28 protein-coding genes and 2 pseudogenes are annotated in these 26,325 nt (G+C 68.9%); 8 read left to right on the top strand and 22 right to left on the bottom strand.

Features of this window, described 5'->3' with window-relative positions; genetic code table 11:
* Positions 1–195: 195 nt before the first annotated feature.
* The gene (gene helR / locus ACZ6QO_RS13290) at positions 196–2,343 is read left to right on the top strand and encodes an RNA polymerase recycling motor ATPase HelR (RefSeq protein ID WP_465850447.1); all 2,148 of its coding nucleotides are present in this window, start codon (positions 196–198) and stop codon (positions 2,341–2,343) included.
* A gap of 283 nt (positions 2,344–2,626) precedes the next feature.
* Here the strand turns inward: helR and ACZ6QO_RS13285 are convergent, their stop codons facing one another.
* The 4 genes from ACZ6QO_RS13285 to ACZ6QO_RS13270 form a co-directional block, all read right to left on the bottom strand.
* Complete coding sequence (locus ACZ6QO_RS13285) at positions 2,627–2,821, bottom strand: helix-turn-helix transcriptional regulator (RefSeq protein ID WP_465850446.1); 195 nt, start codon at positions 2,819–2,821, stop codon at positions 2,627–2,629.
* On the bottom strand, positions 2,818–3,195 hold the full coding sequence (locus ACZ6QO_RS13280; RefSeq protein WP_465850444.1) for a hypothetical protein: 378 nt from the start codon (positions 3,193–3,195) through the stop codon (positions 2,818–2,820). The genes ACZ6QO_RS13285 and ACZ6QO_RS13280 overlap by 4 nt, the downstream gene beginning before the upstream one ends.
* 818 nt (positions 3,196–4,013) lie before the next feature.
* Positions 4,014–5,261, bottom strand: a complete 1,248-nt coding sequence (locus ACZ6QO_RS13275; RefSeq protein WP_465850443.1) for a coiled-coil domain-containing protein — start codon at positions 5,259–5,261, stop codon at positions 4,014–4,016.
* A 208-nt stretch (positions 5,262–5,469) separates the two neighbouring features.
* On the bottom strand, positions 5,470–6,918 hold the full coding sequence (locus tag ACZ6QO_RS13270; RefSeq protein ID WP_465850441.1) for an MFS transporter: 1,449 nt from the start codon (positions 6,916–6,918) through the stop codon (positions 5,470–5,472).
* A gap of 195 nt (positions 6,919–7,113) precedes the next feature.
* Between ACZ6QO_RS13270 and ACZ6QO_RS13265 the strand changes: the two genes are divergently transcribed.
* Positions 7,114–7,722, top strand: a complete 609-nt coding sequence (locus ACZ6QO_RS13265) for a TetR/AcrR family transcriptional regulator (RefSeq protein ID WP_465850439.1) — start codon at positions 7,114–7,116, stop codon at positions 7,720–7,722.
* Between the two features lie 349 nt (positions 7,723–8,071).
* On the opposite strand, the gene ACZ6QO_RS13260 is transcribed toward ACZ6QO_RS13265, so the two are convergent.
* Complete coding sequence (locus ACZ6QO_RS13260; RefSeq protein ID WP_465850437.1) at positions 8,072–9,085, bottom strand: PHP domain-containing protein; 1,014 nt, start codon at positions 9,083–9,085, stop codon at positions 8,072–8,074.
* Positions 9,086–9,157: 72 nt separating this feature from the next.
* Positions 9,158–10,147, bottom strand: a complete 990-nt coding sequence (locus tag ACZ6QO_RS13255) for a helix-turn-helix transcriptional regulator (protein ID WP_465850435.1) — start codon at positions 10,145–10,147, stop codon at positions 9,158–9,160.
* A gap of 93 nt (positions 10,148–10,240) precedes the next feature.
* On the opposite strand from ACZ6QO_RS13255, the gene ACZ6QO_RS13250 reads away from it, so the two are divergent.
* Together ACZ6QO_RS13250 and ACZ6QO_RS13245 are read left to right on the top strand one after the other, a co-directional pair.
* Positions 10,241–10,639, top strand: a complete 399-nt coding sequence (locus tag ACZ6QO_RS13250; protein WP_465850433.1) for a VOC family protein — start codon at positions 10,241–10,243, stop codon at positions 10,637–10,639.
* A 130-nt stretch (positions 10,640–10,769) separates the two neighbouring features.
* Positions 10,770–11,204, top strand: coding sequence for a VOC family protein (locus ACZ6QO_RS13245; protein WP_465850432.1), 435 nt, complete (start codon positions 10,770–10,772; stop codon positions 11,202–11,204).
* Between the two features lie 328 nt (positions 11,205–11,532).
* Here ACZ6QO_RS13245 and ACZ6QO_RS13240 read toward each other — a convergent pair whose 3' ends face one another.
* On the bottom strand, positions 11,533–11,826 hold the full coding sequence (locus ACZ6QO_RS13240) for a hypothetical protein (RefSeq protein WP_465850430.1): 294 nt from the start codon (positions 11,824–11,826) through the stop codon (positions 11,533–11,535).
* Between the two features lie 512 nt (positions 11,827–12,338).
* Here ACZ6QO_RS13240 and ACZ6QO_RS13235 point away from each other — a divergent pair.
* The gene (locus tag ACZ6QO_RS13235; RefSeq protein WP_465850429.1) at positions 12,339–13,346 is read left to right on the top strand and encodes an RNA polymerase subunit sigma-70; all 1,008 of its coding nucleotides are present in this window, start codon (positions 12,339–12,341) and stop codon (positions 13,344–13,346) included.
* A 160-nt stretch (positions 13,347–13,506) separates the two neighbouring features.
* On the opposite strand, the gene ACZ6QO_RS13230 is transcribed toward ACZ6QO_RS13235, so the two are convergent.
* From ACZ6QO_RS13230 to ACZ6QO_RS13200, 7 genes are all read right to left on the bottom strand, one after another.
* The gene (locus ACZ6QO_RS13230) at positions 13,507–14,091 is read right to left on the bottom strand and encodes a dihydrofolate reductase family protein (protein ID WP_465850427.1); all 585 of its coding nucleotides are present in this window, start codon (positions 14,089–14,091) and stop codon (positions 13,507–13,509) included.
* Positions 14,092–14,343: 252 nt separating this feature from the next.
* Complete coding sequence (locus ACZ6QO_RS13225) at positions 14,344–14,820, bottom strand: NUDIX hydrolase (RefSeq protein ID WP_465850425.1); 477 nt, start codon at positions 14,818–14,820, stop codon at positions 14,344–14,346.
* Positions 14,821–15,001: 181 nt separating this feature from the next.
* Complete coding sequence (locus ACZ6QO_RS13220) at positions 15,002–15,583, bottom strand: dihydrofolate reductase family protein (RefSeq protein ID WP_465850423.1); 582 nt, start codon at positions 15,581–15,583, stop codon at positions 15,002–15,004.
* Between the two features lie 66 nt (positions 15,584–15,649).
* On the bottom strand, positions 15,650–16,489 hold the full coding sequence (locus tag ACZ6QO_RS13215) for a helix-turn-helix domain-containing protein (RefSeq protein ID WP_465850422.1): 840 nt from the start codon (positions 16,487–16,489) through the stop codon (positions 15,650–15,652).
* An 888-nt stretch (positions 16,490–17,377) separates the two neighbouring features.
* A complete protein-coding gene (locus tag ACZ6QO_RS13210; protein ID WP_465850420.1) occupies positions 17,378–17,893 on the bottom strand; it encodes a peptidase inhibitor family I36 protein in 516 nt (171 codons plus the stop codon).
* A gap of 272 nt (positions 17,894–18,165) precedes the next feature.
* On the bottom strand, positions 18,166–18,834 hold the full coding sequence (locus ACZ6QO_RS13205) for a hypothetical protein (protein ID WP_465850418.1): 669 nt from the start codon (positions 18,832–18,834) through the stop codon (positions 18,166–18,168).
* A 134-nt stretch (positions 18,835–18,968) separates the two neighbouring features.
* Positions 18,969–19,124, bottom strand: a complete 156-nt coding sequence (locus ACZ6QO_RS13200; protein WP_465850416.1) for a hypothetical protein — start codon at positions 19,122–19,124, stop codon at positions 18,969–18,971.
* Between the two features lie 26 nt (positions 19,125–19,150).
* Between ACZ6QO_RS13200 and ACZ6QO_RS13195 the strand changes: the two genes are divergently transcribed.
* Entirely contained in the window at positions 19,151–19,846 is a 696-nt protein-coding gene (locus tag ACZ6QO_RS13195; RefSeq protein ID WP_465850415.1) for a sensor histidine kinase, read from the top strand.
* A 53-nt stretch (positions 19,847–19,899) separates the two neighbouring features.
* Here the strand turns inward: ACZ6QO_RS13195 and ACZ6QO_RS13190 are convergent.
* From ACZ6QO_RS13190 to ACZ6QO_RS13160, 7 genes and pseudogenes are all read right to left on the bottom strand, one after another.
* Positions 19,900–19,956: pseudogene (locus tag ACZ6QO_RS13190) on the bottom strand (hypothetical protein); the annotation flags it as partial.
* A gap of 57 nt (positions 19,957–20,013) precedes the next feature.
* Complete coding sequence (locus tag ACZ6QO_RS13185) at positions 20,014–20,808, bottom strand: MarR family winged helix-turn-helix transcriptional regulator (protein WP_465850413.1); 795 nt, start codon at positions 20,806–20,808, stop codon at positions 20,014–20,016.
* A gap of 175 nt (positions 20,809–20,983) precedes the next feature.
* Positions 20,984–21,136 (bottom strand): hypothetical protein, encoded by a 153-nt coding sequence (locus ACZ6QO_RS13180; RefSeq protein WP_465850412.1) that lies wholly within the window; start codon positions 21,134–21,136, stop codon positions 20,984–20,986.
* 40 nt (positions 21,137–21,176) lie between these two features.
* A pseudogene (locus ACZ6QO_RS13175) lies at positions 21,177–21,323 on the bottom strand (helix-turn-helix domain-containing protein); the annotation flags it as partial.
* Positions 21,324–21,464: 141 nt separating this feature from the next.
* A complete protein-coding gene (locus tag ACZ6QO_RS13170; RefSeq protein ID WP_465850410.1) occupies positions 21,465–22,211 on the bottom strand; it encodes an SDR family oxidoreductase in 747 nt (248 codons plus the stop codon).
* A 68-nt stretch (positions 22,212–22,279) separates the two neighbouring features.
* Positions 22,280–23,350, bottom strand: a complete 1,071-nt coding sequence (locus ACZ6QO_RS13165; protein WP_465850408.1) for an aldo/keto reductase — start codon at positions 23,348–23,350, stop codon at positions 22,280–22,282.
* 69 nt (positions 23,351–23,419) lie between these two features.
* Positions 23,420–24,145, bottom strand: a complete 726-nt coding sequence (locus ACZ6QO_RS13160) for an SDR family oxidoreductase (protein WP_465850407.1) — start codon at positions 24,143–24,145, stop codon at positions 23,420–23,422.
* Between the two features lie 137 nt (positions 24,146–24,282).
* Between ACZ6QO_RS13160 and ACZ6QO_RS13155 the strand changes: the two genes are divergently transcribed.
* Positions 24,283–24,846 carry a TetR/AcrR family transcriptional regulator gene (locus tag ACZ6QO_RS13155; RefSeq protein WP_465850405.1) on the top strand — a complete coding sequence of 188 codons (564 nt, stop codon included), beginning with the start codon at positions 24,283–24,285 and terminating at the stop codon, positions 24,844–24,846.
* Positions 24,847–24,879: 33 nt separating this feature from the next.
* On the opposite strand, the gene ACZ6QO_RS13150 is transcribed toward ACZ6QO_RS13155, so the two are convergent.
* Complete coding sequence (locus tag ACZ6QO_RS13150) at positions 24,880–25,242, bottom strand: MerR family transcriptional regulator (RefSeq protein ID WP_465850403.1); 363 nt, start codon at positions 25,240–25,242, stop codon at positions 24,880–24,882.
* A gap of 58 nt (positions 25,243–25,300) precedes the next feature.
* Here ACZ6QO_RS13150 and ACZ6QO_RS13145 point away from each other — a divergent pair, with 58 nt between their 5' ends.
* On the top strand, positions 25,301–26,011 hold the full coding sequence (locus ACZ6QO_RS13145) for an SDR family oxidoreductase (RefSeq protein ID WP_465850402.1): 711 nt from the start codon (positions 25,301–25,303) through the stop codon (positions 26,009–26,011).
* Positions 26,012–26,325: the final 314 nt, after the last annotated feature.

Below are 26,325 nucleotides of genomic sequence, written 5' to 3'. Positions count from 1 at the left end.
TGTTCGGGGTTGGGGGGGGGCTTCGGCCCCCCCCCCCCTCCCCCCGCCCCCCCCCCCCCCCCCCCCCCCCCCCCCCCCCCCCCCCCCCCCCCCCCCCCCCCCCCGGGCGCCACGCCACGGCTCCGGGACCGTCATTCCGGTCCGAACGCCTTGCCGCGCAACGGTCGCGAGCGACCTCATATCGGAGCTGATGACGTGAATCCCCTGACCACCAGCGCGTTCGACCTCCCCGAACGCCTGTCCCCCAAGGCCGACCCGGCGCTGATCGCCGATGACGAGCGGCACTTCGCGGCCATCGCGCAGACCCTCGAAGAGTCGATCGCCGACCTGTCCGACCGCCTCGACGCCGAGCGACGGGCGCCCGGCGGCGTAGGCCGGCAGGTGCTGGACAGGGACATGGAGATTCACCGGCTGACGGCCCGCCTGCGCACTCTGCGTCGCTTCGGCCTGGACCTGTGCCTGGGACGCATGGTCGGCGCGGACGACTCCGAGCCCGTGTACGTCGGGCGACTCGGCCTGACGGACAGGGCCGGCCGGCGGCTGCTGCTCGACTGGCGCTCCCCCGCGGCCGAGCCGTTCTTCGGAGCCACCCACGCCAACCCGATGGGGCTGGCGAGCCGCCGCAGGTACCGCTGGACCCGCGGCCGGATCAGCGACTACTGGGACGAGGTCTTCACCGCGGACGGGCTCGCCGGGCACGCCGCGCTCGACGACCAGTCCGCCTTCATCGCCAGCCTGGGCGGCAGCCGGTCGCCGCGGATGCGCGACGTGCTCGGCACCATCCAGGCCGACCAGGACGCCATCATCCGCGCGGGATCCCGCGGCGCTCTCGTCGTCGACGGCGGCCCGGGCACGGGGAAGACCGTCGTCGCCCTGCACCGCTCCGCCTACCTGCTGTACTCCGACCCTCGCCTCGGTCACCGCCGGGGCGGCGTGCTGTTCGTCGGCCCGCACCAGCCCTACCTCGCCTACGTCGCCGACGTCCTTCCCAGCCTCGGAGAGGAGGGCGTGCAGACCTGCACCCTGCGGGACCTCGTCGCCGAGGGAGCCGCGGCGGCCGTCGAGGCCGACCCGGAGGTGGCCCTGCTGAAGTCGTCCGCCGACATGGTGAAGGCGATCGAGCCCGCCGTCAGGTTCTACGAGAATCCGCCCGCCAAGGGGATGACGGTGGCGACCCACTGGTCCGACATCTGGCTGAGCGCCGACGACTGGGCCGAGGCGTTCGAGGCGCCGGAACCCGGCACTCCGCACAACGAGGCGCGCGACCAGATCTGGGAGGAGCTGCTCACGATCCTGATGGACAAGCACGACGGCGACGCACCGGCCGCCCTGCTGCGCAGGTCGCTGCTGTCGAACAGGGAGCTGCTGACCACTTTCAACCGCGCGTGGCCGCTGCTCGAAGCGGCCGACCTGGTCGGAGACCTGTGGACGGTACCCGCCTACCTGCGGATGTGCGCTCCCTGGCTCAGCCTCGGCGACATACGCAAGCTGCAGCGCGCGGACGCCCAGGCCTGGACGGTGTCCGACCTGCCGCTGCTGGACGCGGCGCGGCAGCGGCTCGGCGACCCGGAGGCGTCGCGACGCAAGCGCCGGCACAAGGCCGCCGTCGCGGCGGAACGCGAGCAGATGGCCAAGGTCATCGACAACCTGCTCGCGGCCGACGACGACGGTGAGGGCGCGGTGACCATGCTGCACGGCCAGGACCTGAAGGACACCCTGGTCGAGGAGGGCGCACCGCCCGGCGTCGAACCGGACGTGCTCGCCGGCCCGTTCGCGCACATCGTCGTGGACGAGGCGCAGGAACTGACGGACGCCGAGTGGCAGATGTTGCTGCTCCGGTGCCCGTCCCGGAGCTTCACCATCGTCGGCGATCGCGCCCAGGCACGACGCGGGTTCACCGAGTCGTGGCGGGAACGGCTCGAACGCATCGGGCTCGACCGGGTCGAACTGGCCTCGCTGACCATCAACTACCGGACGCCGGAAGAGATCATGGCGGAAGCCGAGCCGGTCATCCGGGCCGTGCTCCCGGACGCCAACGTGCCGACCTCCATCCGCAGCAGCGGGGTCCCCGTCGTACACGGGCCGGTTTCCGATCTGGGCTCGATCCTCGACGCCTGGCTCGCCGTGCACGCCGACGGGGTCGCCTGCGTCATCGGCGATCCCACGTTCCCCTCGACGTCCCGCGTCCGGTCGCTGACTCCGGAGCTGTCCAAGGGGCTCGAGTTCGACCTGGTCGTCCTCGTCGACCCAGAGGCGTTCGGCGACGGCGTCGAAGGAGCGGTCGACCGTTATGTCGCGATGACCCGCGCGACCCAGCGACTCGTCATCCTCACCAGCCGCTGACGCCGCGTGCACGAACGGGTACCGGCCGGGCCCTCGCCGCGCACGAACAGGCCATGTTCGCCCGCGCCGCCGATGTGGAAGCGGCCGACGACGGCTTCTGCCGGCTCATCAACGACGACCAGGCGCCGTACAGCGTGCTCGCCCTGATGACCGGCGCCGAACAGGAGACGTGAAACTCGCCTCCGCACGCCCCGCCACGCAGCCCGACGTGGTGTGCGGTTCCCGCTCGGCGGCCTGCGGCCAGGGCCGAAAGCCTCGGTCCTGGCCGCACGACCAAAACGCTTCATTGATCGTCGAGAAAGAGATCTTCGATCTTCAGGTCGAACAGCTTGGCGAGACGGAAGGCGACCGGAAGGCTGGGGTCGAACTTCCCTGTTTCGATCGCGTTGATCGCCTGCCTTGACACGCCGACACGCTGAGCCAGGTCGGCCTGCGTCCAGGCGCGTTCGGCCCGGAAATCCTTGATGCGGTTCCTCATCGGTACCTGATCTTGCCGACGATGACGGCGATCACGTAGACGGCTCCAAGCAGCGCGGGGAGGGCCGCGACATCGACGTCGTAGACGACGAGGCCGGCGGCGTCCGCGACGACGTAGACGAAGCCGCCGACCCAGCCCACTCCGAAGGTGACCGCCAGCGCGTCCTGCATCACCTTCCGCTGCACCTCATCTTGTCCTCGGAGAAAGCGCGCGAAGGCGACGATCCATCCGATGCCGACGACGAGATTGGCGGCGACCGCGGCCCAGCTCGCCACCGGTTGCCGCGAATCCCACAAGAGTCCGGGACCGAACCTGGCCAAGGCGAGGGTCGCCGACCAGGCGAGCGTCCAGAGTGCGAGCCGAACGGTCGTCATGATCGATTCCCGGTAGACCCCGGTCGCGTTGTGCGCTTGCACGAGTTGCCCTCCCTGCGCCGAAAAGTCAAGTACACCTGACACGATAGAAGGCGCCCGATGCGGTGTCAAGTACACCTGACATCGGCCGGATCGGCCGACCCGGGTCCCGGCGGCACGGGACTGCCGTCAGTTCCGCATCGTGGCGGGGAGTTTGATGCGCACGCCTTCCCCTTGGGTGGGGTGCTACGCCCTGGTGAGCCAGGTGACCTGGGCGCCGTTGTCGAAGGTTTCGCGCCGGGTGGGGTGAACAGGGTGAGGTGGAACCGTCCGGAGAACATGGGGATGCCCGCACCTGCTACGACGGGGTAGCTCTTGAGGATGATCTCGTCGATCTCCGGGAGCAGGGAGGCGGCGAGTTCGCCGCCGCCGCAGAGGCGGAAGCAGGTGGCGGCGCATCGGCATCTCTCCCCGAACGGGGCGAGCACTGATCACGGTCGGCGTGATCGGTCTGCTTTCGATGGTGCTCTACCTCGCGATGATCTTCACTGCGGGCGACACCCCCATCGGCATCATCGGCCTCATCGAACGCGGCGCCGTTCACCGTTCCTGATCGGCCTCATCTGTGCTGGAGCATCGATCTGGAAGCGGAAGACGTGAACGAACCCCTTGCGCCCTCCGTCACCGCGGAAATGGCAGCCTGACGCCGAACTTTTCGAGCACCCACCAAAGACGGGCACTCATGTGCAGGGGCCATGTGCGGATCCCGGGGCAGTTCAAATGACCTTTGGCGGCAGGCGACACGTCCGTTGACGGCATCCCAGGTCGCGGTGCTGGACCTATGGGGCCGTTGGAGGTGCGGCGCGCAGTTCGGCGGTGACGGCGCGTTCGCGGAGCTGGGCCGACTCCGCGCGCAGGGTCTCCACCTGTGCCCGCAGATCGGCCACCCTGGCCCGTTCGACCTCCAGCAGGGCGGTGAGCCGGTCGCGTTCGGCGACGGCGGCACGCTCGCCGTCGGCGGCCGACGCCACCGCGCCGGCCGCGTGCTGCTCGGCGGCGCGGACGCGATCGGCGGCCCGCCGCTCGGCCTCCTCGGCGCGGGCGCCGGCCTGCTCGGCGTCGGCGGCGGAGCGGGCGGCCCGGCCCACCGCCTCCTCTTTCGCCTGCTCGGCGGCGGTCGCCCGTTCCTGCGCGCGGTCGCGTTCGGCCTCGGCCGCCTGGGCGCGGGCGATCGCCGCGGCGGCGGCCTGCTCGGCCTCGACGCGGGTCCGGCGAGCCAGTTCGGCGTCGGTGCGGGCGGCGTCCCGCTCCGCGGTGGCGCGCTCGGTGGCACGGCCGGCCTGCTCGGTGAGCCGCTGTGCCCGTTCGGCGTGCTCGCGGGCTTCCCTCGCCTCGGCCAGCGCGGTCTCGACCCGTTCGCCCATCTGCTCGATCGCCCGCTCGCGCTCGGCCTCGGCCTGGGCGGCGCGCCGGTTGGCCTCCTCGGCGGCCTGCTTGGCGCGCCGCTCGGTGGTCGCGGCCTCGTGCAGCGCGGCCAGGGCCTGTTCGCGCGCGGTCTCGGCGTCCGACAGGGCGGTGTCGCGTTCGGCCTGCGCCTCGCTGACGCGCTCGCGCATCTCCTCGCGTTCGCGCCGGGCGTGCTCGGTGGCCTCGCGCGCCAGCCGTACCTGCTGCAGGGCCTGTTCCCGCTCGGTGCGGGCGATGGCGACGCGGGTGTGCGCCTCGGCCTGGACGGCGCTGAGCTTGGCCTCGACCCCGGCGGGGCTCAACTCGTCGCTCAGCACCTGGGCCAGCGGCGCGATGGCCGCCGCGAGCCCCTTCTCCATGCGGTCGTACAGATCTTCGGCGCGGGCCAGCGCCCCCTCCAGGCCCGGGGTCGCGCGGCGCAGCTCACGCTCCTTCTTGGCCTCGGCCTGGCAGTCGCGCTGCGGGCAGTACTCCTTGGGACGGCCGCGACCGGCGCGCCGCTCGATCGCCGTACCGCAGTGCTTGCACGCCGTCACGGCCCCCGCGCCGCCCTCGCCGTCCTGCCGCCGCACCGGCCCGTCGGTCGCGCTCCCCCGGCCCTCGGCCTCCTTGATCGCCACGCTCGCATCCTAGCAGCCCCGAATTTCCAGAAATCGAAAATCAGAAATAGTGATCTGTTGCGTCTCCAGAAGTTGGAGTAACTCACGAGAAGGAGACTTCCCGCAAGCTATCCACACTCCCCTCCGGCCTGCCTGATGTCCCCTGCGACGTGTCAAGTCCGGACGGCCAGGAGCTCCTAACCCGGGGCTCGTGTTGATGGGGCCGCGGTCAGGTGTGTGTGCGGGTACGCCTGGCGCGCAGGCAGACGACGGCGATGAGGACGCCGAGCAGAACGAGGGCGGCGTTGGCGGCGATGGCCACGGTGACGCCGTGTAGGACGGCCCCGGCGGACGAGACGCCCATGGTGACGGCGGTGACGATCGCGGACATGATGGGGGTCCCCATGGTGATGCCGACCTGCTGGGACATGGACGCCAGCCCGGTGGCCAGGCCCTGCTCGCGGTCGGGCAGGCCCGTCGTGGCGGTGACCATGAAGCCGACGATGACCAGCATGTTCCCGACACCTCCCAGGAAGGTGGCGGGCAACAGCAGCCCCATCGAGGACGGCGTGTCGCCGAGGAGGAGCAGGACGGCGGTGCAGGCCGCCTGCAGTAGCCCGCCACCGGCCAGAACGGCCACGGTGGAGGTCCGGGCGATCATCTTCGGCGCGAGTATGCCGCCGGCCACGGTGCCGAGCCCCAGGATGCCGAAGGAGAACCCGGCGGTGAGGGCCGAGAAGCCGAGGGTCTTCTGCATGTACAGCGTGAGCAGGTACACCAGGGACGTCTCGGTGACGAAGGCGAGCAGCCCGAGCACGTTGCCCCACGCCACGGTGCGCTTGCCGAGGACGTGCAGCGGGATCAGGGGCTGAGCGGCCTTGCGCTCGACGAGGTAGAAGGCAACCAGCAGTACGGCGCCGGCCGGCAGGCTCGCCAGCGCGAGAGGGTGGGTCCAGCCGTGCTCGCCTGCCTGGGTCAGGCCGTAGACGATGCTGAGCAACGCGAGGGTCACGGCCAGCGCGCCGGGCAGATCGACCCTGGGGCGCAGGGCGGGCCGGGACTCGGTGATGACGGTGGGGGCGACGAGGAGCACGACGAGGGCGACGGGGACGTTGATGAAGAAGGCCCAGCGCCATGAGAGCAGATCGGTGAGCAGGCCGCCGAGAACGGCGCCGGTGGTGAATCCGGCGGACATGAGGGCGCCGTTGAGGCCGAGGGCCTTCTGGCGCAGCGGGCCTTCAGGGAACGACGTGGTGAGCAGGGCGAGCCCGGCGGGGGTGGCGGCGGCAGTCGCGAGCCCCTGGGCGACGCGGGCGATGATGAGAATCTCGGGGCTCGGGGCGAGCCCGCCGGCGATCGAGGCCAGGCCGAGGAGCGCGAGGCTGCCGAGGAAAATGCGCTTGCGGCCGATGAGGTCCCCGATGCGGCCGAAGAAGAGGGTGAAACCGGCCGCGCACAGGGCGAAGGCGGTGGCGATCCACTGCAGGTTGGCCAGGGAGAAGCCGAGGCTGTCACCGATCTCGGGCAGTGCCACGTTCAGGATGGAGAAGTCGACGGCCAGCATGAACTGGGCGACCAGTAGTACTGCGAGGACGACCTTGAGGCGGCGGGTCAGTTGCCGCGGAGCCGCCTCGTACGCCGGAGCCGTACCCGTGGGCTGGGGCTTCGTGGTGGACATGACAGACGTCCTCTCGAGTACGTCGCCCTGGGGCGGTATGGAGACGCTTGGCGGGCAGGCTCCCCAACGCGGGACGGGGACGGAGCCACATGCAAACAGTCCTGCAGTTCCGTTAAGGTGAGAGAACGGTAGCACCTCATGCCGCCGTAATGGAACCAGAGTCCCCATAAGGGGCTCGCGAGGAGGAGTCCGCACATGGTTGCCGCTCCACACCCCGGCGCCGTCCGCCCTGGTGGACGCACCGCTCGCGTCCGCGAGGCCGTCCTTCGGGCCTCCAGTGACGCGCTGGTCGACAAGGGCTTCGACGCCCTCGATCTCGCCGAGATCGCCCGTACCGCAGGGGTCGGCAAGACCACCCTCTATCGCCGCTGGGGCACGCCGGGCGGACTCGCCGCCGATCTCCTCCAGGACATGGCCGAACAGTCCCTTCCCCGCGCGCGCACCGGCAGTGTCGACCAGGACCTCCGCGAAAACGCCCGCCTGGTCGTCAAGACCCTCACCGACCCTCGCCAGGGACGCCTGTTCAAGGCACTGATCGCCGCCTCGCTCTGCAACGACCAGGCCGCGCGGGCGCTGCGCCGCTTCTACGCCGTACGCATCGAGGAGTGGGCCGGCTGCGTCGCCGACGCCGTCGAACGGGGCGAACTACCTCCCGGCACCGATCCGCGCCAGGTGATCGCCGCCGTCTCGGCACCCTTGTACTACGCCCTGCTCAATACCGGGGAACCCCTCGACGATGCCGCCGCGGACCGCGCCGCCGCGGGCGCGTTGGCGGCCGCGCGCGCCGGAGTCCTCTCTCGTTGAACCGTTGCAACGCGGAGGTGCATCAGTACGCGGGCGCGCGGTGACCAAAGGCCGTGGAGAAGGATCGTGAGGTTCTGGATGAGGACGTGGCCCGACTGCCGCCGCTGAGCCGGCGGCACATCACTCTCCTGAGCCGCTGCAGTTTCGCCGCCTCTCAGCCGGGCGAGGGACTGCGGCCGCTGCGTGATCCAGCGGCTCGCGAGGCCGAAGTGGATCTCGTCTAAGTGGGTGTCGAACAATTTCTGATCTCGGCTAGAGCTGCGTGCTGAGCGTGGAGATTCTGTCAGCGAGCAGGAATTTCGCGTGCTGCACTGTCAATGTCTCCGCGCCGGGGGACCCCATACTTGTGTCAGTTCACCCGGCCCCAAATGCCGAGCAGGTCCTTGCCCGGGCGGAAACCGTGCGCCTCTGCCATGTGCGCCGCCTCCTTGAACCCACTGGCTAGAGCAGACGGCAGGTGCGCGTCGCTCCCGAATGTCACTGCCTGCCCACCCTCCTCTCGCCACCAGTGCAGGATGGTCGAGTGCAGCGGCAGGCGCGTGCTGATCTCCAGAGCTCTGCCAGACTCCGCCGTCATTCGCAGCGCGTGCCGAAACTCCTCCTCGAACTCCAGCAGATCGAACGGCCCGGCCTGTTCCGTCGGCCAGTGCCGGATCGGGTAGTCGATGTGCGCCAGTACTGTGAACACCTCGCTCTCCATCAGCCGGGGAATCTCCGCCAGATAGTCACGCATGACTTCTGCCGCGGGTCGCTGCGCGAACTGCCCCGGAGGCTCGGTGAACCCGTCCCCGATCGGGAGGCAGTGCAGCGACCCGATCAGCCGATCGAATTGCCCGACCGCGAGCAGCTTCGCAATCTCCTCGGCATGCCAGTGCGGCTCCCCCAGCTCCATGCCACTCAGGATCCGCAGCTCTTGGAAGCGGTCCCGACACCTTTCGATCGCCTCCAGGTATCCGGCCGCGTCGAACCGCGGCGGAATCAGCTCGCCATCCGGCGAGCACATGGTCGCCAGATGGTCATCCGGGTGCAACGCGTCAAGGTTGACCATCCACACCGTGTGGTCGACGTGCTCCGTGAAGGCGATCGCGGGCAGGCCGAGTTCCACTGCCCTCTCACAGGTGCGCTCCATCGAGCCCAGCGGCGCGTCCCAGGACCATTCGCTGTGCACGTGACTGTCCGCCGGCAACATCATGAAAAGCTGACCCCTCGTCGACCGCAAGATCACCACACAGGGTATGTGGTAGCGACGGTTGATCGTTCTTCCATCCAGCTCCAGCGCCGCCTGGGCGGCCTCCTTGGCCTGCCGTAGTTCCGTGCGCTCTGTGTCGAGCCGGGCGTGTGCCGCGTCGAGAAGGGCCAGCACAGGGCTAGCACCTGAGAGGTGGGGAACCGGCCCGCGCTAGCTGTGCCATCTCATGACATTGGTTCCTCGCTGTCAGGCTTGGCGGGCGTAGGACGCGAGGCGATCGGCGAGCGCGATGATGTGGTCGCGCAGTTCATCGGGGCGCTCGATGACGAACGGCCGGTTGAGCGAGGCGAGTACCGAAGGCAGCCAGTCGAGCCGCTCCGCCCGTAGCTCGACGCGCAGCCAGCGCTCGGTCGCCCGGTCTTCGCCTGCCGCGGCCGCGTGCTCCTCCAGGCTCGCGACGCTGGCGGGAAGGTGGACGCGGATCTGCTCGACTGTCCCATGGATCCGCAAGGTCACCTCATGCTGGTACTCAGCCGTGGCGAACCCTGACAACACGCGCTGCGCCGGACCCGGGCCCACAGGCGTTTCGAATGAGCCGGGCAGGGCCCTCGCGTCTGCGATGCGATCGAGCCGGAAGGTTCGGTCCTCGCCGATCTGGGCGTCCTTGCCCGTGACGTACCACCGGCTTGAATGGGCGACGATCCCGTAGGCGTGCAGCGTGCGTTCGCTGCGCCGACCGTCGCGGTCGGTGTAGCGGATCGAAACCGGTCGGCGGTGGCGCACCGCATCGGCGATGGTGAGCAGGAGCTCGGCGTCCGGGGTGTCGAACTCCCCGGGCTGATCCGTGAAGGCGAGAGCCTCCAGGAGTGTGTCGAGCCGACGGGCGATGTGCTTGGGCAGCACCCGCCGGATCTTCGCCGATGCCGTCTCGCTTGCCGTGTGCTCCGTCGTCGTCAACCCTGCTCGGCGGCCGGCGACCAGGCCGAGCAGCACGGCCAGCGCCTCGTCGTCGCTGAGCATGAGCGGAGGCAAGCGGTACCCGGGGGCGAGCCGGTACCCGCCGTAGCGACCGCGCACCGATTCCACGGGCACGTCCAGGTCGATCAGCTGACCCACATACCGCCGCACGGTGCGCCCTTCGACGCCGAGCCGGTCGGCGAGTTCGGCCACCGTCCGGGTGCCGCCCGACTGCAGCAGCTCCAGGAGTGTCAGCACGCGGCCAGTGGGTCGAGGCATGTGCACAACTTAACGCGAATACTGGACCGATTCTGTCCACTATTTCTCCTAGCCTGCGACGTGCACGCCTCCAGCACAGCCAAGGAGATCCCTATGGACTTTGTCTCGATCCGCATCATCACCAGCGACGTCGCGCGCCTCGTCGAGTTCTACGAGCGAGCCACAGGGGTGCGGGCGATGTGGGCCACCGAAGACTTCGCCGAACTCAACACCCCCGGCGCCACCCTCGCGATCGCCGGCACCCGCACCGTCCCGCTGTTCGCCCCGGGCTCCGCCCGCCCGGCGGACAACCACAGCGTGATCACCGAGTTCCTCGTCGACGACGTGGACCGCGTTCACCAGAACCTGATCGGCCTCCTCACCGACCTCGTCACCGAACCCACCACCATGCCCTGGGGCAACCGGTCGCTGCTGTTCCGCGACCCTGACGGCAACCTCGTCAACTTCTTCACCCCCGTCACCCCTGCGGCTATCGAGAAGTTCGCACGTTGACGCCACGCACTGCCACTCACGCGGGAGCTGTACCGATGCTCCCCGAGGCCGTTTCAGGACTTCGCCACTCTGACCGGGGCGCATGGTGGGCGATTACGGTATGTAACGTGTTCTATGGGAGGATTTTCCCATGGCATCCGTTAGGCAGATTCAAGTCACCTTTGATTGCGCCTCTCCTGAGCGTGTCGGTCGCTTCTGGTGCGAGGTGTTGGGGTATGTCGCGCCGGCACCGCCTGAGGGGTTCGCCAGTTGGGACGACTTCAATCGCACGCTGCCGCCCGAGCAGCGGGACTCATGGTTCGCATGCAGCGACCCCTCGGGTATCGGTCCGCGGCTGTACTTCCAGCGCGTTCCCGAGGGCAAGGTCACCAAGAATCGGCTGCACCTTGACGTGCGGGTCGTCACCGGACTCGTCGGTGCAGAGCGCCTGGCAACCCTCGAGGCCGAATGCGCACGATTGATCCCTCTCGGCGCGAAACGCGTGCGACTCCTGCCCGCCGATGAAGAAAACGAGTCGTGCCTCGTGATGCAGGACATCGAGGGCAACGAGTTCTGCCTGGACTGATGAACGTCTACCTCGTTGAACGCGACACAGGCCTGACTCGCTGATCGGCTCTCCACGGGAGAAGGCTGTCCGTCAGATCTCCCTTCGCACCGCGCCGCGTCTGGATCTCCGTGGGATTGATCTTGTTGCGGGCTGGTCACCACCACCAGAGTCGCCGTCCGCCGAGGCTGGTGCAGCCTGGTCGGCAGCGGGGCCTTGCTTTCTGCCCCGTACCGGCTCAGAGGAGTCGGCACGGGGCAGCAGTCTCGCCAGTTGCGGCACAAGCCCGAGCGTGACGCGCTCACTACTGAAGACGCGGCCGTCCCATTACCCGAGTGCCGTTGCAGTACTAGGAGACCTGGTAGACCCACAGGCCCCAGTAATACCTCTGGTCGACGGTGTCCCACACCGACTGACTGCAGTAGTACGACGAGAACTGAGGGCTCTGGGTCAGGCTGTTGCCGTAATACTGGCAGGCCTCATAGGTGTAATACACACCGAACCGCCACCAGCCTGCGGCTGCGGCCTTGGTGACGGCGGAGGAACCCGCGGGCGCGGCGGCCAGAGCCGGCGTCCCCGTGCCCACCAGCAGTCCGGTGGCGATGCCGGCAAGTGCAACAGCCGTGCGAAGTCGACGCATCATGTCCCCTCGGTAAAGGCCTACCACCTGCCGAGCATGCGCGATGGCGATGATCGCCGCTCAGGACAGCGGCGTTTCCTCACGGAGCTCGGCCATATCTGCAGTCCTTATTTCACGCGCTCCCCTATGCGTCAACATCACCGGACAGTCCAGGAGGGAACCCCCACGACAGTCGTGAAAACTTCAGTACAGCCCCTACAGCGTGCGGAACTACAGCTTGTCGAACACCTTTGCCCGTGAGTTGGAACACCACGCAGGCGGCCGGCGGGGCCGGCCCGGATCGGTCGCTGCACCGGGCGGTCAGCCGGAACAGCCAGATCCGCCCGACCTTTCCCCGTACTACGGGCACCCTGTCTTCGGCATCGACGGTGTGCCCGACCTCAACACGTCCTCTGGATCGACCCGACCCAGCCGGCATGACGAACGGCCGGTGTCAGCGGCTGCACCGCTCAGAAATCCTCTGCCGCGTCGTCAGTTCTGGTAGCCCCTCGCCACCTGCGGAAGGATTGACGACCATGACCGACGCCAGACTGCCAGGCGACGACGAGGCCGCGTTCATCGCGGCGGCCCGCTCACATGACTCAGCACAGTTCGCGCTCATCACCGAGCGCTACCGGCGTGAGCTGCAGGTGCACTGCTACCGGATGCTCGCGAACTACGAGGACGCCCAGGACATGACGCAGGAGACGTTCCTGCGGGCCTGGAACAAGCGGGAGACGTTCAAGGGCCACGCCGCGCCGCGGACCTGGCTGTACCGGATCGCGACGAACGCCTGCCTCGACTTCCTGGAGAAGCGCAACGACCGCACACCCGTGCCCGCCGAGCTGCCGGGCGCGGGCTCGGAAGTGCGCTACCTGCAGCCCTACCCGGACCGGATGCTCCCGGAGGACCCGCAGGAGTCGGTGGTGGCGCGGGAGACGATCGAGCTGGCGTTCATCGTCGCGGTCCAGCACCTGCCGCCGCGGCAGCGGGCGGTGCTCATCTTGCGCGACGTTCTCGGCTGGCCGGCGGCGAAGGCCGCCGACGCCCTCGAGCTGACCGTCGCGTCGGTGACCAGCGCACTGCAGCGGGCGCGCGTGACGATGCGCGAGCAGCTGCCCGCCCGCCGCCTCGACTGGCGGAGCCCTGCCACGCGCGAACTGTCGGATGACGAGCGCGGCGTGGTGAAGTCGTATATGGACGCCCATGAGCGCAACGACCTCGACGGGCTGATGTCCCTGCTACGCGACGACCTGCGCTTCGCGATGCTGCCCGAGCCGGGCACCTTGATCGTCACGGCCAAGGACGCGGTGGACGGCTGGGTCTCCGGTGGGCTCTTCCAGCGCGGCCACGACGACTGGCGCTGTATCACCACGACGGTCAACCGCATGCCTGCCGCCGTGCTGTACCTCCGCACCCCCGACGACCCGGAGTACCGGCTATTTGCCATCGCGGCCTTGCACATCGCCGACGGGAAGATCGCCGAGCTCACCGGATTCGACGCCGCCGGCAAACCATGGCTGGGGCTGCCCCCGACACTGTGATCAGACGAGTCTCCGTCGTCGACGAGTCCAGCGCGCGGGCCGCCGTCACCGAAATGGTTCCCTCCATAGCCGAGGGTCACGGTGAGCACGCCAGGAAGGATGTCGGCCTGGCCTCTCGGGCCCAGGACCTGGCCTCACGAGCAGAGCATCCGGCCCGTGCTCATCGCCTCGTCTCGTATCGGGTCAGCACCACGCCGCCGGGAAACGTCCGCGTCTCCACCAGGTTCAGGTTCACCCAGCTGTCCAGCGCGGTGAAGAACGGCGTGCCGCCGCCCACCAGGACCGGCACGGTGACCAGCGCGTACTCGTCGATCAGCCCGGCCCGCATGGCCGCCCCGGCGAGCGTCGCGCCGCCGATGTCCATCGGACCGCCGTCCTCGGCCCTGAGCCGGGCGATCTCGGCGACCGCGTCGCCGGTGACCAGGCGGGTGTTCCAGTCGACCTTGTCGATCGTCGAGGAGAACACCACCTTCGGCATGTCCCGCCAGAGGCGCGCGAACTCGATCTCCGCCGCTGTGGCGCCGGGCTGCTGGTCTGCGGTCGGCCAGTGGGAGCTCATCATTTTCCACAGCTTGCGCCCGTACAGCGACAGATCGCTCGCCCGCATCTGGTCGTACCACCACTGGAACAGCTCGGCGCTCGGCGATGAGTCCGGTCCCTCCTCCCCACCCCAGCCGATGTCGTCGCCGGTCGCGGCGATGTAGCCGTCCAGGGTCACGTTCATACCGAAGAATAGTTTCCGCATCGTGCCAGCCTCTCGTGAGTCGGTCTCACACGTATAGACGGGCGCGGCGCGGGAACCTCATCGGTTCGGGATCCGCGCCCGCAGGTAGTCCTCAGGTCGTCCTCGCATTCCGGACTCAGCACGGCGCACTCGGCGGGCTCGGACACCACCGACCGGATCCCGATTTCACTCTCGCGAACGCCTGGCCACACACCAACAGCTCCGGACCCTCTGGACGAGCGTGAGCCCGGCCGGGCCCTCACGTCGGAGCGATCACGAGGCCGCGAGGCGGAGGTTGCGCAGCACCCATGGCGGGCAGTCCCGGTCGGCCTCGGCCTCGGCGAGGGTGAGCCATACCAAGCCCGCCACCTCCTCGGCCGACGCGGCCACCGGCCTGGCGCCGGGCGGCAGCACAGCCGAGAACACCACGTTGACCACGGGATCGCCGTCGTCGGTGACGAAGAAGCCGCTCGCCACGTAGCGAAGCCGCGCTCCCGCCATGTCGACGCCGATCTCTTCGGCGACCTCCCGGCGCGCGGTCTGCTCCAGCACGGCCTCCCCCGCGCCCTCGGCCTCGACCTTGCCGCCGACGCCGGCGAGGGTCCCTGGAGCGTGCGCTTCGTGCGCGCCGCGCCTGATGAGCAGCCAGCGGCCGTCACGCTGGAGGAAGACCTCGACGTTCACCACGAAGGCCGGCCGGCCTCCCTTGGTCTGGCAAGCGGCCATGCCGGGTGTGCCGGTGCTCGTCATGCTCCAGGACTCTACGCGGCCTGCCGGCGTGCGAAGGGCTACGGACGTCGGCGATCCAGGAGCGGCACCTCGTGGTCGGTGTCGGCTGCTCGATCAGGGGCAGCGATGCGCGAACGCGGCCGGGGGTGCGATGTTGGGTCACCGTTCGCAGTGGGCTTCTTCGCGTACCCGGTCAGATCGGTCAACGGCACACCTGATAGCGCAGGTGCAGCACCCGGACGCCCTGGATCACCACGTCAGGATCCTCCAGCAGGTGCTGCGCGTGGACCGACCCGAAGTAGCGCTTGCCGGACCCGAACACGACGGGTACGACGTCCATGCGCACCTCGTCGATCAGGCCCGCGGCGAGCACCTGGCCACCGACGTCGCCGGCGGCGACCTCGACCATGCGGTCGCCCGCGAGCTCCTGCGCCTTGGCCATGGCCGCCTCGACGCCGTCGACGAAGTGAAACGGCGCCTCGGGGTCCCAGCCCTCGGGGCGCGGCCGGTGCGTCACGACGACCACGTGGTCGATGCCGCCCGGAGGCTTGCCGTCCCAGCCGTCCGTCAGGTCGAAGACGTGGCGGCCGGCGATCGTGACTGCGATCTGGTCCCAGTACGGCCGGGTGTAGTCGTAGGACGTCTGCGACACCTTCAGCTCGCCGCTCTCGTCCAACGGGACGTCACCGCTGGACAGCCAGTCGAACAGCGGTCCGGGCTGGTCATTCTCGTCCGCGATGAAGCCGTCCACCGATACCGAGCTGTACATGACGACCTTGCCCACGGGGCTCTCCTCTGCTTTGGGGTGCCCCAAATTAGCGTGTCAGTGAGCTGTCGCTCTTGTAAGAAATCAATCGGCCGGCAGCGGCCAGCCGTCCAGCACGTGGCCGGGATGTTCGCGCAGGAACCGCCGCCGGATCTCGATGTACCGGGTCGGTGTGAGCCCGGTGAACGCCCGGAAGTCGTGGCCGAAGTGGGCCTGGTCGAAGTAGCCTGCGCCACCGGCGAGGTCGCCCCAGTCGATCGGCCCGGCGGGGTTGATCGCGAGCACGGTGGCGGCGAAGCGGTAGGTGCGGGCCAGTCGCTTCGGCGTGACGCCGATGAGCTTCTTGAACCGCTGTGCCAGATGAGTGCTGCTGACACCGGCTGCCACGCTCAGGTCGCCGATCGCCACCGCCCCGCTGGTCGCCGCGAGGACGCTGCTCGTATGGCGGACCAGCCCCAGACCGGCGGTCGCGCACAGCCGTCGCATCAGCTCCTGCTCCAGCAGCGTCAGCATCTCGTGCGGTCCGTCTGCCATGGCCAGCCGGTCTCGCAGCTCGGCAGTGGCGGGCCGGCCCCAGACCTGCTCTACCGTCACCGGCCGGTCGCACAGCTCGGCCGCGGGCATCGGCAGGAACGGCGCCAGCCCCCACGGCTTGACGTGCACGCCGACGGACCGGGTCCATGCTGGGTAGCCGAACTCCAACGCGCGGGTGGGCATGGTGACCACGCAGCCGTCGGTGTACTCGGCCGTCTCGATGTCGGCGCCGGCGCGGATGCGGAACGGCGCCCCGAGGTTGACGATGAGCAGGGCCCCCGGCATCGGCGGCAGCGTCAGCCGGGCGTACGGCGGCGCACCCTCCAGGTAGTAAAGGTCGTCGATCAACCCGTCCAGCGGCGGACGCGGCACTCTGGACACATACTCCACCCCCACAGTCTCGCTGACGCCCCACCGGCATCGAGCCGCCAGGATGATCTTTCCTTGATCATCAGTGTGTGGGGGTCAGCCCACATAAGCCCAAAACCCACATTGGGATGATCTTGGAGGGTTGATCGCGCTGACCGTCGACCAAGGCCTGCAGCATCTGCCCGCTCCACGTGCAGGTCCTGCTCGTCGACCTCTTGCACGGCGCCTCCTCCCCTCCCATCGATATGGGTGGCATCCGCGGGTCACCCGCGGGAGCCGGCGGGGGACAGAAGAGGCGGACCCTCGTGCTCATGGCAACACTGCGCGGCCCCTGAAGCAGCTCCCAGCGATCAAACTAATCAACGGCCTCACCCGCGCCATAGACGAACCGACGTCGGCGGGCAACCCACCCCTATTTTCCCGCCTGAGCGGCGTCCCGGGCAGGGACCGGGAAACTAATTAGATCGTGTCGATCACCAGCCCACCGTGAGTACTACCGGGTACCGGAGGCTGGGCGGGGCCTGGGCAGGCTGGATGGACTCGTCGCTGGTGTGGCGCGGCTGGCGAGGCGGACGGTGCCGGTGTTGACGGCAGTCCACGAAGCGGTGTCCCACGCGGCCGTTTCCTGGTCGCGTGTGGGGGTGGTGTTCGTGGGACCACGACTGCTGGCTCTTCGTCGGCGGTCGGGCGTGTTGGTCAGGGACGGATGCCGAAGGGGCCGAGCAGGACGGTGTCGATTCGCATGGACTCCAGCAGCCGAAGGCGTTGCCCATGGTGAACACGTCGGCGGCGGCCAGCGTGCCGAGGTAGCTGGCGATGACCGGGCAGGTGCGCGAGGCGCTGGGCGGGCAGAGGTATGGCGAAGGGCGGAGCGCGGCATGGCGGATGCCGGGGCCCCTGCACGGTTGGTCAGCCGCAGACCTGCACTCCGTCCGCCATATTGCCCGTCCCCTGTGGCATGTCGCCTTTCTCACCGTCGGGAACCGTGACCAGGGTCTGCCATTCGGTACCCGTCCAGTTCAAGAGTGCGACGCTTGTGCCGGTCCGGTTCTGATAGGAGGTCAGCCGGTCCCCGACGCCGGCGCCCCCGATGTCGTGCAAAGCGCATGTGGCGTCCTTATGGACGATCATGCTGCCCGTTCCTTGAGTGCCATCCCATGCGCAGAACAGTCCACCGGGACAGCTCCACTCCGCCACGCCGTTGGTCGGCTGGGATGGCTGCTTGGAGGTTTTGGTGCGGCCGGTCGAGCCGTGGCTGCTCTTGGGCTTGGCTGCCGAGCCGGTGCGGTCACCGCCATCGCGGCAGACCCCCGCTGCCCGGCATACTGGTTCGCCCCATAGCGGAGAGGTCACCAGGGCCGAGACCAGGCCGATGACGGCGACCAGTACGGGTATGAGGGCGCTGTTCCTCTCGCTCCCAGTCATGCAGACTCTCCAGGCTCGGGGGTCGTGACTCGGTTACAGGGTTCTCGCGGGGGATCTGGTGAGCCTCCGCGCGGGCGAAGACCGTCTTGGCTGGCTATGCGTGGTGGCGTTGCGGGCAGCAGGAACGCCTCGCCGACCGCGAAGCCGACCCGGTTGCCGAGCTCCAACAGGACAGCGAAGCGTCGCAAGGACCTGCTGGGCCCCGGCCGTACCCTCGCCCAGCGCAACATGAGGCTGAGGCTTGTCGTGTGACGCCTGGCCGTGCCGAAATGTCAGAGGTGGCTGCACTTGTGGAAGGAGATGGGAACCTGGGGTGACCAGGGGCCGTTGTTCTGGCGTGCCTGGACGTAGGCGTTGTACGGCGTGGCGAAGGTGCCGCCCTGGCACAGCAGGTTGCCGGTGTCGAGGTCGTAGCTGCCCTCCGGTCCCTTGCCGCCGGTCCGCGCGATGGCGCGGCCGGACCACAGCCGTACACCGGTCTTCTTGTCGATGATCTGGATGGTGACCTGGGCGCCCGGGGTCAGGTAGTAGCCGCGCACGCCTGCGGTGTAGTAGTCGCTCTCGTTGGTGGAGCAGCCGACACCGTCTTGGCAGTTGGACTTGGGGGCGTCGTGGTGCCAGCGGGTCATGATCACCCAGGCGAGCCGGTAGGGGGCGCTGGCGTTGTCGGCGCGGTTGGCGCTCCGGGAGCCGGGCACCACGCACCGGTAGTCGCCGGGGTAGGCCTCCCGCCAGACGAACCCCTGGCTGCAGTCGTGCCAGACACCGGTGGCGTTCTCCCGGGCGGTGCGGTCACGGTCAGCCGGGCTGACGCACACGTGGTCGATGGCGCGGGCGCCACGCCAGACGTAGCCGCTGCGGCAGGTGTCCGGAGCGGGACCGGCGGCCGATGCCTGCACTCCGGCCACGCCGGTTTGGGCCGAGGCCGAGGCGGTGGTCATTCCGCCTGCGGCGGCCGCCACACATGCGGCGGCAACCAGGACACTGGCACGGCGGACTGCTGCGAAAGACATTGCGGAGGACATGGTGACTCTTCCTTTCATGTGATCCAGAGTGGGTGTGACGAGCGGATTTCTCATGAGTAGGGCCTACTCATTTCCGGGATCCCGAGTTCTTGCCGGCCCAGGCCGCCGAGGAGAGCGGTGGGCTGGTGCAGGGAGAGCAGCACCGTGACCAGGGCGGCGAGCAGGAGCAGGACGCACGGGTCGCTGGACACCTTCTCCCTGGCCACGCTGCCCGGAGTCGGGGTTCTTCGCCGTGGCCTGGGCGCTGGGGTTCTACGTCCGCCGGTGGCGGCTGGGCGGGGAGGAGGCGATGACGCAGGCGCTGGAAGCCGAGCGGAGCCGGGCCGCCGCGATGGAGCAGGCCGTGTTCGCAGAGCGGCTGCGGATCGTCCGCGACCTGCAGGACATCGTCTCTCACACGTTGTCGGTGATCACCGTGCAGTCGGGGGTCGCCCGGCATCTGGTCGGCGAGCGGCCCAAGCAGGCCGGGCCCGCGTTGTCGGCCATCGAGGAGGCCGCCCGGGCCGCGCTGGGGGATCTGCGCCGCATGCTCGGCCTGCTGCGCACGCCGTCGCCCGCGCTCGAGGCTCCGCCCCGGCACGGCGATGAACACGGCGCGGTCGTCCCGGGCAGGCGGGAGCGGCTGCTCGATCTGCTGATCGGCCTGGCGGTGACCGCCGTGGCGGTGAGTAGCGTGCTGACCGCCGACCCGACCGACGCCTACGCCTATCCCGAGCCTGACGCGTGGCTGGTGCTGCTCGCCCTGGGCGCGGGCCTGCCGCTGACGCTGCGGCGCCGCTTGCCCGTGAGCGCGATGGCCGTGGTCGTGGCGTCGGCGTTCACGATCGCGGGGCTCGGACGCAACGCCGGGCTGACCCCGCTGTGCATGGTGATCGCCTTGTACACGGTCGCGCCCGAACGGCCGCGCCGGTTCGCGGCCGACTGGTGAATGTGCGGGCACAACATCCCCAGTTCCTGTCCTTCGCGCCGGTTGGAGGCGAGCTCTCCGCGCTTGCCGAACCTGAGGTGGTCGCTGACGCCGTTGTAGTTCTCCACCATGTTCAGCCCAGATTCGGTCTCCCGCTGGAGATCGTGGACGTCGCCTGACGCGCCCGTTCAGTCGTCGGCGGCTTGTGCCGCGGCGGCGATCGGCTCGAGCCCCGTGACCAGCTCGTCGAGCTCGTCCGCGCTGAGCACGTCGTACGCCGGGGCCGCCAGCTCGTCGGTGAGGGCTTCGATGCGCTGCTTGATCTCCCGGCCGGCGTGGGTGAACCCGCCGGCGGCGTCCACGAGGCCGCGGCCGCGCAGCCCGTCGACGACAGCGGACAGTCGTGCCTTGGGCAGGTGGTGGATGCGGCCGAACTCCTCCGCCCTCATCCCGAGGGAAAGGGCCATGAGGACGTGGGACTCGGTGCCGCCGATGCCGTGGGCGAGGAGGGCGGCGTTGTGGCCGTCACCGCGATGCTCCCGCAGCAGCGTCGCCGCGTGCCAGAGCCTGGCCACCGGCTCCTCGGGCACGTCGAGCGCCCGGAGCCCGGCGTACAGCGCTCGGCCCTCGGCCGGCGCGCTGACCGCTGCCCGGGTGGCGAGGTCGGCGACCCGCAGCAGACCGGGCGAGTCGGCGAGCTCCCCGATCCTCTGCCGCAGGGCGGTGGTGCTGCCCCGCTCGCGTACGGCGATCGCCTCCTGCGGAGTGATCTTCCCCCACACCCACGGGATGTGGCGCGCCACCTCGCCGTCGGCGAAGTTGTAGAAGACCGCGTGCACCACCTCGGCCGGTGCCGGCCCCAGCGGCGCGGCCCGGCCGGCGAAGTATCCGTCCCAGTAGTTGCGCATGCCGAGGGCCGAAAACTCCTCGTTGGGCACCTCGGAGAACGTGACGGTGGCGATCGGCTCGACAAGCTCGAACATGCGGTGGATTTTGGCCTGTAGGTGCGGCATCGTTCGCGTCTCCCTTGGTCGAGACAGCGCCCCGGTGGGCCTGTTCTCACCACAGCTACGAACAACATGGCCCGGATCCGACAACTCCGGTCGATTCTGCCGGGCAGCAACGTCTTGCGACCCATAACGACCGCACCCGTCGCCATCAGTCGTGGCGGGTTGTGGGGATGCAGGTGATGGCGCCGGTGAGAAACTGCTCGAAGGTGGTGGGGGTCGCGGTCTCGGGGGTACGCGGTCGGGTCATGGTGATCCGGCGTTCGGCGACGTCGAGGGTCATGGCGGTGGTGCCGTTCGCCATGTGCGGGGAGAGCCCGGGCCAGCCGGTAGAGGTGCGCGCGCTCGTCCGGGGACAGTCTCAGTGCCCGTGCGATGGCGTGCAGGACCGCATCCGAGACCTGATGGTTCTCGCCTTGCTCCAAGCGGGTGTAGTACGTCGTGCTGAGCCCGGCCAGTGCGGCGAGCTCCTCGCGCCTGAGGCCTGGCACCCGGCGCCGGTCCCCGTAGGAGGGCTGGATGCCGAGCCTGCATGAACTGCTCGCGGCCTCATAGACACGACCACGTGTTGCAGCGCCCCCTGAAACCGCCGCGGTAGCGGGCTCACGCCCGTGGCGGAACGGCAGACGAGCTCAGAGCTGGGTTTCGCCGCCGTCCACGGCCAGCTCGATGCCGGTGGTGTACGTGGCATCGAAGGCGAGGAATGCGGCCGCCTTGGCGAACTCTTCGACGGTGCCGTAGCGCTTCATGGGGTTGCTCGCGGTCCGCTCCGCCCTGAACTGGTCGGCGGCCTCTTTCGACAAGTTCATCGTTTCCAGAATCCCCGAGTCGATGGGACCCGGGCTGATCGCATTGACACGGATTCCCCGCGGAAGCAGCTCGCGGGAGAAGGTGCGGGCCATCGAGCGCAGCGCTGCCTTGCCGGCCGCATAGACGCTGGTGTCCACCATGCCGATGACGTTCGCGATCGAGGTGGTGAGGACGATGCCGGCGTTCGCGCTCAGCAGCGGGGCGAGCTTCTGCACAGTGAAGAAGGCGCCCTTGACGTTGATCGCGAACAGCTCGTCGTACACGCCCTCGGTCGTGGACTCGAGGGGCGTGAGGGGTGAGATGCCGGCGTTGACGAACAGAGCCTCGATCGAGCCGAGCTCGCTCTTCACCCGGCCGACGAGCATATCCAGGTCGGACAGTGAGGCCACATCCGTCCGGACGGCCACGGCATTCTCCCCGAGCCGCTCGCGTGCCGCGTCGAGCTTGGCCTGAGAACGGCCGGTGATCACCACGCGGGCTCCGCCTTGCACCAGCAGCTCCGCCAGCGCGAGCCCCATGCCGCTGCTGCCACCTGTGATCACCACATTCTTGTCGCTGTACTCACCCATAACCGCGGTAGCTCCGTTCCATCATCAAGAACATGTCGTATATCGGGATGTCGCCGTTGATGAACGAATCAGCCGAGGGTTTCGATCTTCATGTCGCCTGTGGTGACCGTGCGGATGTGATCGCTGGCGAGTAGGTCGTGCGGATTGCCGAGGTCGATGGCGCTGACCTCGTCGAGGCGGGTCAGCTGGGAAGGAGTGAGGTCGACCTGCAGGGCACCCAGGTTGTCCTCCAGCTGCGCGATGGTGCGGGCGCCGATGATGGGCGCCGTCACGCCCGGGGCGTTCAGGGTCCAGGCCAGTGCGACCTGGGCGGGTGTGCGGCCCAGCTCCGAGGCCACCTCCTTCACCGCATCGGCAATGGCGAGGTTGCGGTCGGTGACCCATCCCAGGGCGACGTTGAGGCTCTTGCGGTCGCCGGCGGTTTCGCCGACAACGGAGCCCGCCTGGTTCTGGTCCTCCCGGCTGTACTTGCCGGTGAGCACCCCGCCGCCCAACGGGGAGAAGGGGACCATGCCGAGTCCCATCTCGCGTGCCATCGGGATCAGGTCACGCTCCGCGGTGCGCTCGATCAGGCTGTACTCGGTCTCCATCGCGACCAGTGGCGACCAGCCGCGCAGGTCGGCGATCGCCTGCATGCGCGACACCTGCCAGGCCGGGGCGCTGGAGATCCCCACGTACAGCACCTTGCCCTGCCTCACCAGGTCGTCCAGGCCCCGCAGGATCTCCTCCACCGGCGTCCTGAAGTCCCATACGTTCACGTAGAGCAGATCGATGTAGTCGGTGTTCAGCTGCCGCAGACTGGCTTCCACCGACGCCAGCATGCTCTTGCGGTGGGTGCCCCCGGAATTCGGGTCACCGGGCTGACGCAGCGTCGAGTACTTCGTCGCCAGCACCATCTTGTCGCGGTTGGTGCTGGCGAATTCGCCGAGCAGTCGCTCGGAGCTGCCGTTGGTGTAGGTGCTGGCGGTGTCGAAGAAGTTGCCGCCGAGCTCGGTGTAGCGGTCGAAGAGCTTGCGCGCCTCGTCGCGCTCGGCGCCCCAGCCCCACTCGGTGCCGAAGGTCGCCGTGCCCAGCGCCAGCGGTGAGACCCGGAGTCCGGAACGGCCCAGCAGCCGATAAGTGTCGAGAGTGAGTGCCATCGTGTTCTCCTGTGAGGTGGGGTTCGTGGCGTTCGAGAGGTGCGGATTGGTGGTCGACTCGCCCGGGTTTCAGGCGCCGAGCCCGTAGCCGCCGGCCACGGTGATGTCCTGGCCGGTGATGTAGCCGGCGGCGTCCGAAGCGAGGAAGGCGACCGTTTCCGCGACCTCCCGGCTGGATCCGAAGCGCTCGAAGGGGATCTTCGAGCGCATGGCGTCCCTGCCGCTCTCGGGCACCCCCAACTTGTCGAACAGCGGGGTGTCGGTGGCCCCGGGGCTCACGGCGTTGACCCTAATCCTGCGCGGGGCCAGTTCGAGCGCGAGCGAGGGCAGCATGGCCAGCAGCGCGCCGCGTGTCGCCGCTCCCACCGTGGCGCCAGGGGTGCCGCGACGAGATCCGATGCCGACGGTCAGCACGATCGATCCGCCGTCGGTCATGAGGGGAAGGGCCTTTTGGAGGGTGAAGTACTGGCCCTTGAAGTTGAGGTCGGCGTGCTCGTCGAACGATTCCTCCGTCACCTCGGCAACCGGTGCCGGACGGAAGACCCCGGCGTTGAGGAAGAGCAGGTTCAGCGATCCGAACCGCGCCGACACCGCCGACATCAGGGCGTCGGTGTCGGAGAGCACGCGCCCGTCGGATCGGACGACGAGCACGTCGCCGGGGAGCTCGGACTGCGCCCGCGCGAGGGACTCGGGATTCTGTCCGGTGACCGCGACCTGGTAGCCGCAGGCGTGCAGCAGCGCGGCCGTCGCTCTGCCGATCCCGGTCGTCCCCCCCGTGATGAGAGCTGTAGGCATGGTAAACCTTTCGTGCTGAAGCGATGGGTGAGACCACCCGTAACCGGGGAACTCCCCGATTGGCCCACCGTACACTGAACCGGGGACATCCCCGAATCGTTCCCGAGCCTCATCCGACACTCACGATCGCGAAGGTCATGACACCTCCACGCAGCACCCTGCGCGCCGACGCGCAGCGCAACCGCGAGCAGCTGATCGCCACGGCCGCCGAAGCCTTCGCGTCCGGACGCGCGATCTCGCTGGACGCGATCGCCAAACGCGCGGGAGTGGGGAACGCCACCCTGTACCGGCACTTCCCCACCCGAGAGGATCTGGTCGAAGAGGTCTACCGGGACCAGATCCGGCCCTTGCGCGAAGATGCGCGCACCCTGCTGGCCACCAAGCCGCCCGCGCAGGCTCTCCACGCGTGGATGCTCCGATTCGCCGACTGGGCCGGTGAACGACGCGGCATCTGCGAGGCCTTGGTCGCCATGAGCGCTTCCGGCCGCTTCGGCACCGGACCGGTCTGCGACGAGGTCCAGCAGGTCCTGGCGATGGTGCTCGAGGCCGGCGCCACAGCAGGAGAACTGCGCAGCGACATCGACCCGGTCGAGGTAGGCGGCATCCTCGCCGGTTTGCTCTCCGTGGCCGGCGCACCTGAGCAGCGCCCCCAGCTGACCCGAATGCTGAACGTCGTCGTCGACGGACTCAAGCCCCGCTAGGGGTCCAGCGCAGGTAAGATCGCGGGCCCACGCTCATACGTAGTCGCACTCCGGATTCGGCCTCGACGTCGCGTCGATGATGTCGTTGAGCCTGTCCCGGGCGATGATCAGCTCGGCGATCTGCGTGTTGATCCGGTCCCGCTCCGCCGCCAGCCGTTCCCGCGATTCCGGCGTGCTCACCTTGGCGTCGACGCACGGCAGGAGCTCCGCGATCGTCTTGCTGGACAGTCCCGCGCCGTACAACTGCTGAATCAGCCGCACGCGGCTGACCGCCGCGTTTTCATAGAGCCGCTGCCCGCTTTCACTACGCGTCGAGGCCAGCAATCCCTGCTCCTCGTAGTACCGGAGCGCCCGCACACTCACGCGCGTCATGCTCGCCAGGTCCCCGATCCGCACAGTGATCCACCTCACAATACTTGCCTCTGACGTCAACGTGAGGTCGTAGCGTAGCGGCATGCAGATCAACGGCACAAAAGCCCTCGTGACCGGCGCCAATCGCGGACTCGGCAAGGCGTTCGCCGAGGCTCTCCTCGCCCGCGGCGCCACTACTGTCTACGCCACCGCCCGCCGCCCCGGCCACATCAACATCCCCGGCGTCGTGCCCCTTCAGCTGGACATCACCGATCCGACGTCCATCGAAGCCGCGGCCACCGAGGTAGGCGAGCTCGACATCCTCATCAACAACGCCGGCATCTCGACAGACGCCCCCCTGCTCGGCCCCTCCACGGAAAACGTCCGCCGCGAGTTCGAGACCAACTTCTGGGGCACCCTCAACGTCACCCGGGCCTTCGCCCCCAGACTTGCCGGCGGCGCGATCCTCAACGTCATCTCGGCGCTGAGCTGGTACACCTTCGCCCCCGCCAGCAACGGCTACGCCGCCTCGAAAGCGGCGGAATGGTCGCTCACCAACGGCGTCAGACTTGAACTGGCCGACCAGAAGACCCAGGTCACCGCCTTGGCCCTGGCCATAGCCGACACCGACATGATGGCCGCCTACGACGTCCCCAAACTCCCACCCCACGAGGTGGTCACCATGGCCCTGGACGGTCTGGAAGCGGGCGAACTCGAAGTGATCGCCGACACTCCCACCGCCAACGTCAAGGCCTCCCTCTCGCGCGACCCCGCCCTCTTCTACGCTGACATCGCCACCTCTCTCTTCGGCTGACACTTTCCCTCTGAACTGCGGCGATCTCCGGAGAGGATGCTGATTTCCAGCCGAGGCAGGGTCATCGCGGAGCCTGGGCGCCCGTGTCACCGGCCCCACCCTCCTGCGGGCCCTGGGCGGCATCTGCGCCATGCGCGTGACCGAGGGATGGCTCGACGAAGCCCGAGTCACCAGGCGCGCCGGAAGTCCGATAAGTGAACCTCGAAGCTGAATCGCTGCCACCGCCGATCGCGGTGCCGTCGACGCTCGCGCCCGCTCCAGCCCCGAGCCTCACCCTGCGCTACATGTCCGTTCGCCGTGGCTATGCGAGAACA

It is taken from the genome of Sphaerisporangium sp. NPDC049457 (assembly GCF_055586705.1).
The sequence above is the reverse complement of the archived record's forward strand: the minus strand, read 5'-3'. Positions and strand labels throughout refer to the sequence as shown.

What these genes read in the sequence shown, in the direction of transcription:
- ACZ6QO_RS13285 (WP_465850446.1), bottom strand. Translation starts at nt 2,821, where the DNA reads ATGAGGAACCGCATCAAGGATTTCCGGGCCGAACGCGCCTGGACGCAG.
- ACZ6QO_RS13280 (WP_465850444.1), bottom strand. Translation starts at nt 3,195, where the DNA reads ATGACGACCGTTCGGCTCGCACTCTGGACGCTCGCCTGGTCGGCGACC.
- ACZ6QO_RS13270 (WP_465850441.1), bottom strand. Translation starts at nt 6,918, where the DNA reads ATGTCCACCACGAAGCCCCAGCCCACGGGTACGGCTCCGGCGTACGAG.
- ACZ6QO_RS13265 (WP_465850439.1), top strand. Translation starts at nt 7,114, where the DNA reads ATGGTTGCCGCTCCACACCCCGGCGCCGTCCGCCCTGGTGGACGCACC.
- ACZ6QO_RS13255 (WP_465850435.1), bottom strand. Translation starts at nt 10,147, where the DNA reads ATGCCTCGACCCACTGGCCGCGTGCTGACACTCCTGGAGCTGCTGCAG.
- ACZ6QO_RS13250 (WP_465850433.1), top strand. Translation starts at nt 10,241, where the DNA reads ATGGACTTTGTCTCGATCCGCATCATCACCAGCGACGTCGCGCGCCTC.
- ACZ6QO_RS13245 (WP_465850432.1), top strand. Translation starts at nt 10,770, where the DNA reads ATGGCATCCGTTAGGCAGATTCAAGTCACCTTTGATTGCGCCTCTCCT.
- ACZ6QO_RS13240 (WP_465850430.1), bottom strand. Translation starts at nt 11,826, where the DNA reads ATGATGCGTCGACTTCGCACGGCTGTTGCACTTGCCGGCATCGCCACC.
- ACZ6QO_RS13235 (WP_465850429.1), top strand. Translation starts at nt 12,339, where the DNA reads ATGACCGACGCCAGACTGCCAGGCGACGACGAGGCCGCGTTCATCGCG.
- ACZ6QO_RS13230 (WP_465850427.1), bottom strand. Translation starts at nt 14,091, where the DNA reads ATGCGGAAACTATTCTTCGGTATGAACGTGACCCTGGACGGCTACATC.
- ACZ6QO_RS13225 (WP_465850425.1), bottom strand. Translation starts at nt 14,820, where the DNA reads ATGACGAGCACCGGCACACCCGGCATGGCCGCTTGCCAGACCAAGGGA.
- ACZ6QO_RS13210 (WP_465850420.1), bottom strand. Translation starts at nt 17,893, where the DNA reads ATGACTGGGAGCGAGAGGAACAGCGCCCTCATACCCGTACTGGTCGCC.
- ACZ6QO_RS13205 (WP_465850418.1), bottom strand. Translation starts at nt 18,834, where the DNA reads ATGACCACCGCCTCGGCCTCGGCCCAAACCGGCGTGGCCGGAGTGCAG.
- ACZ6QO_RS13185 (WP_465850413.1), bottom strand. Translation starts at nt 20,808, where the DNA reads ATGTTCGAGCTTGTCGAGCCGATCGCCACCGTCACGTTCTCCGAGGTG.
- ACZ6QO_RS13180 (WP_465850412.1), bottom strand. Translation starts at nt 21,136, where the DNA reads ATGGCGAACGGCACCACCGCCATGACCCTCGACGTCGCCGAACGCCGG.
- ACZ6QO_RS13170 (WP_465850410.1), bottom strand. Translation starts at nt 22,211, where the DNA reads ATGGGTGAGTACAGCGACAAGAATGTGGTGATCACAGGTGGCAGCAGC.
- ACZ6QO_RS13165 (WP_465850408.1), bottom strand. Translation starts at nt 23,350, where the DNA reads ATGGCACTCACTCTCGACACTTATCGGCTGCTGGGCCGTTCCGGACTC.
- ACZ6QO_RS13160 (WP_465850407.1), bottom strand. Translation starts at nt 24,145, where the DNA reads ATGCCTACAGCTCTCATCACGGGGGGGACGACCGGGATCGGCAGAGCG.
- ACZ6QO_RS13155 (WP_465850405.1), top strand. Translation starts at nt 24,283, where the DNA reads ATGACACCTCCACGCAGCACCCTGCGCGCCGACGCGCAGCGCAACCGC.
- ACZ6QO_RS13145 (WP_465850402.1), top strand. Translation starts at nt 25,301, where the DNA reads ATGCAGATCAACGGCACAAAAGCCCTCGTGACCGGCGCCAATCGCGGA.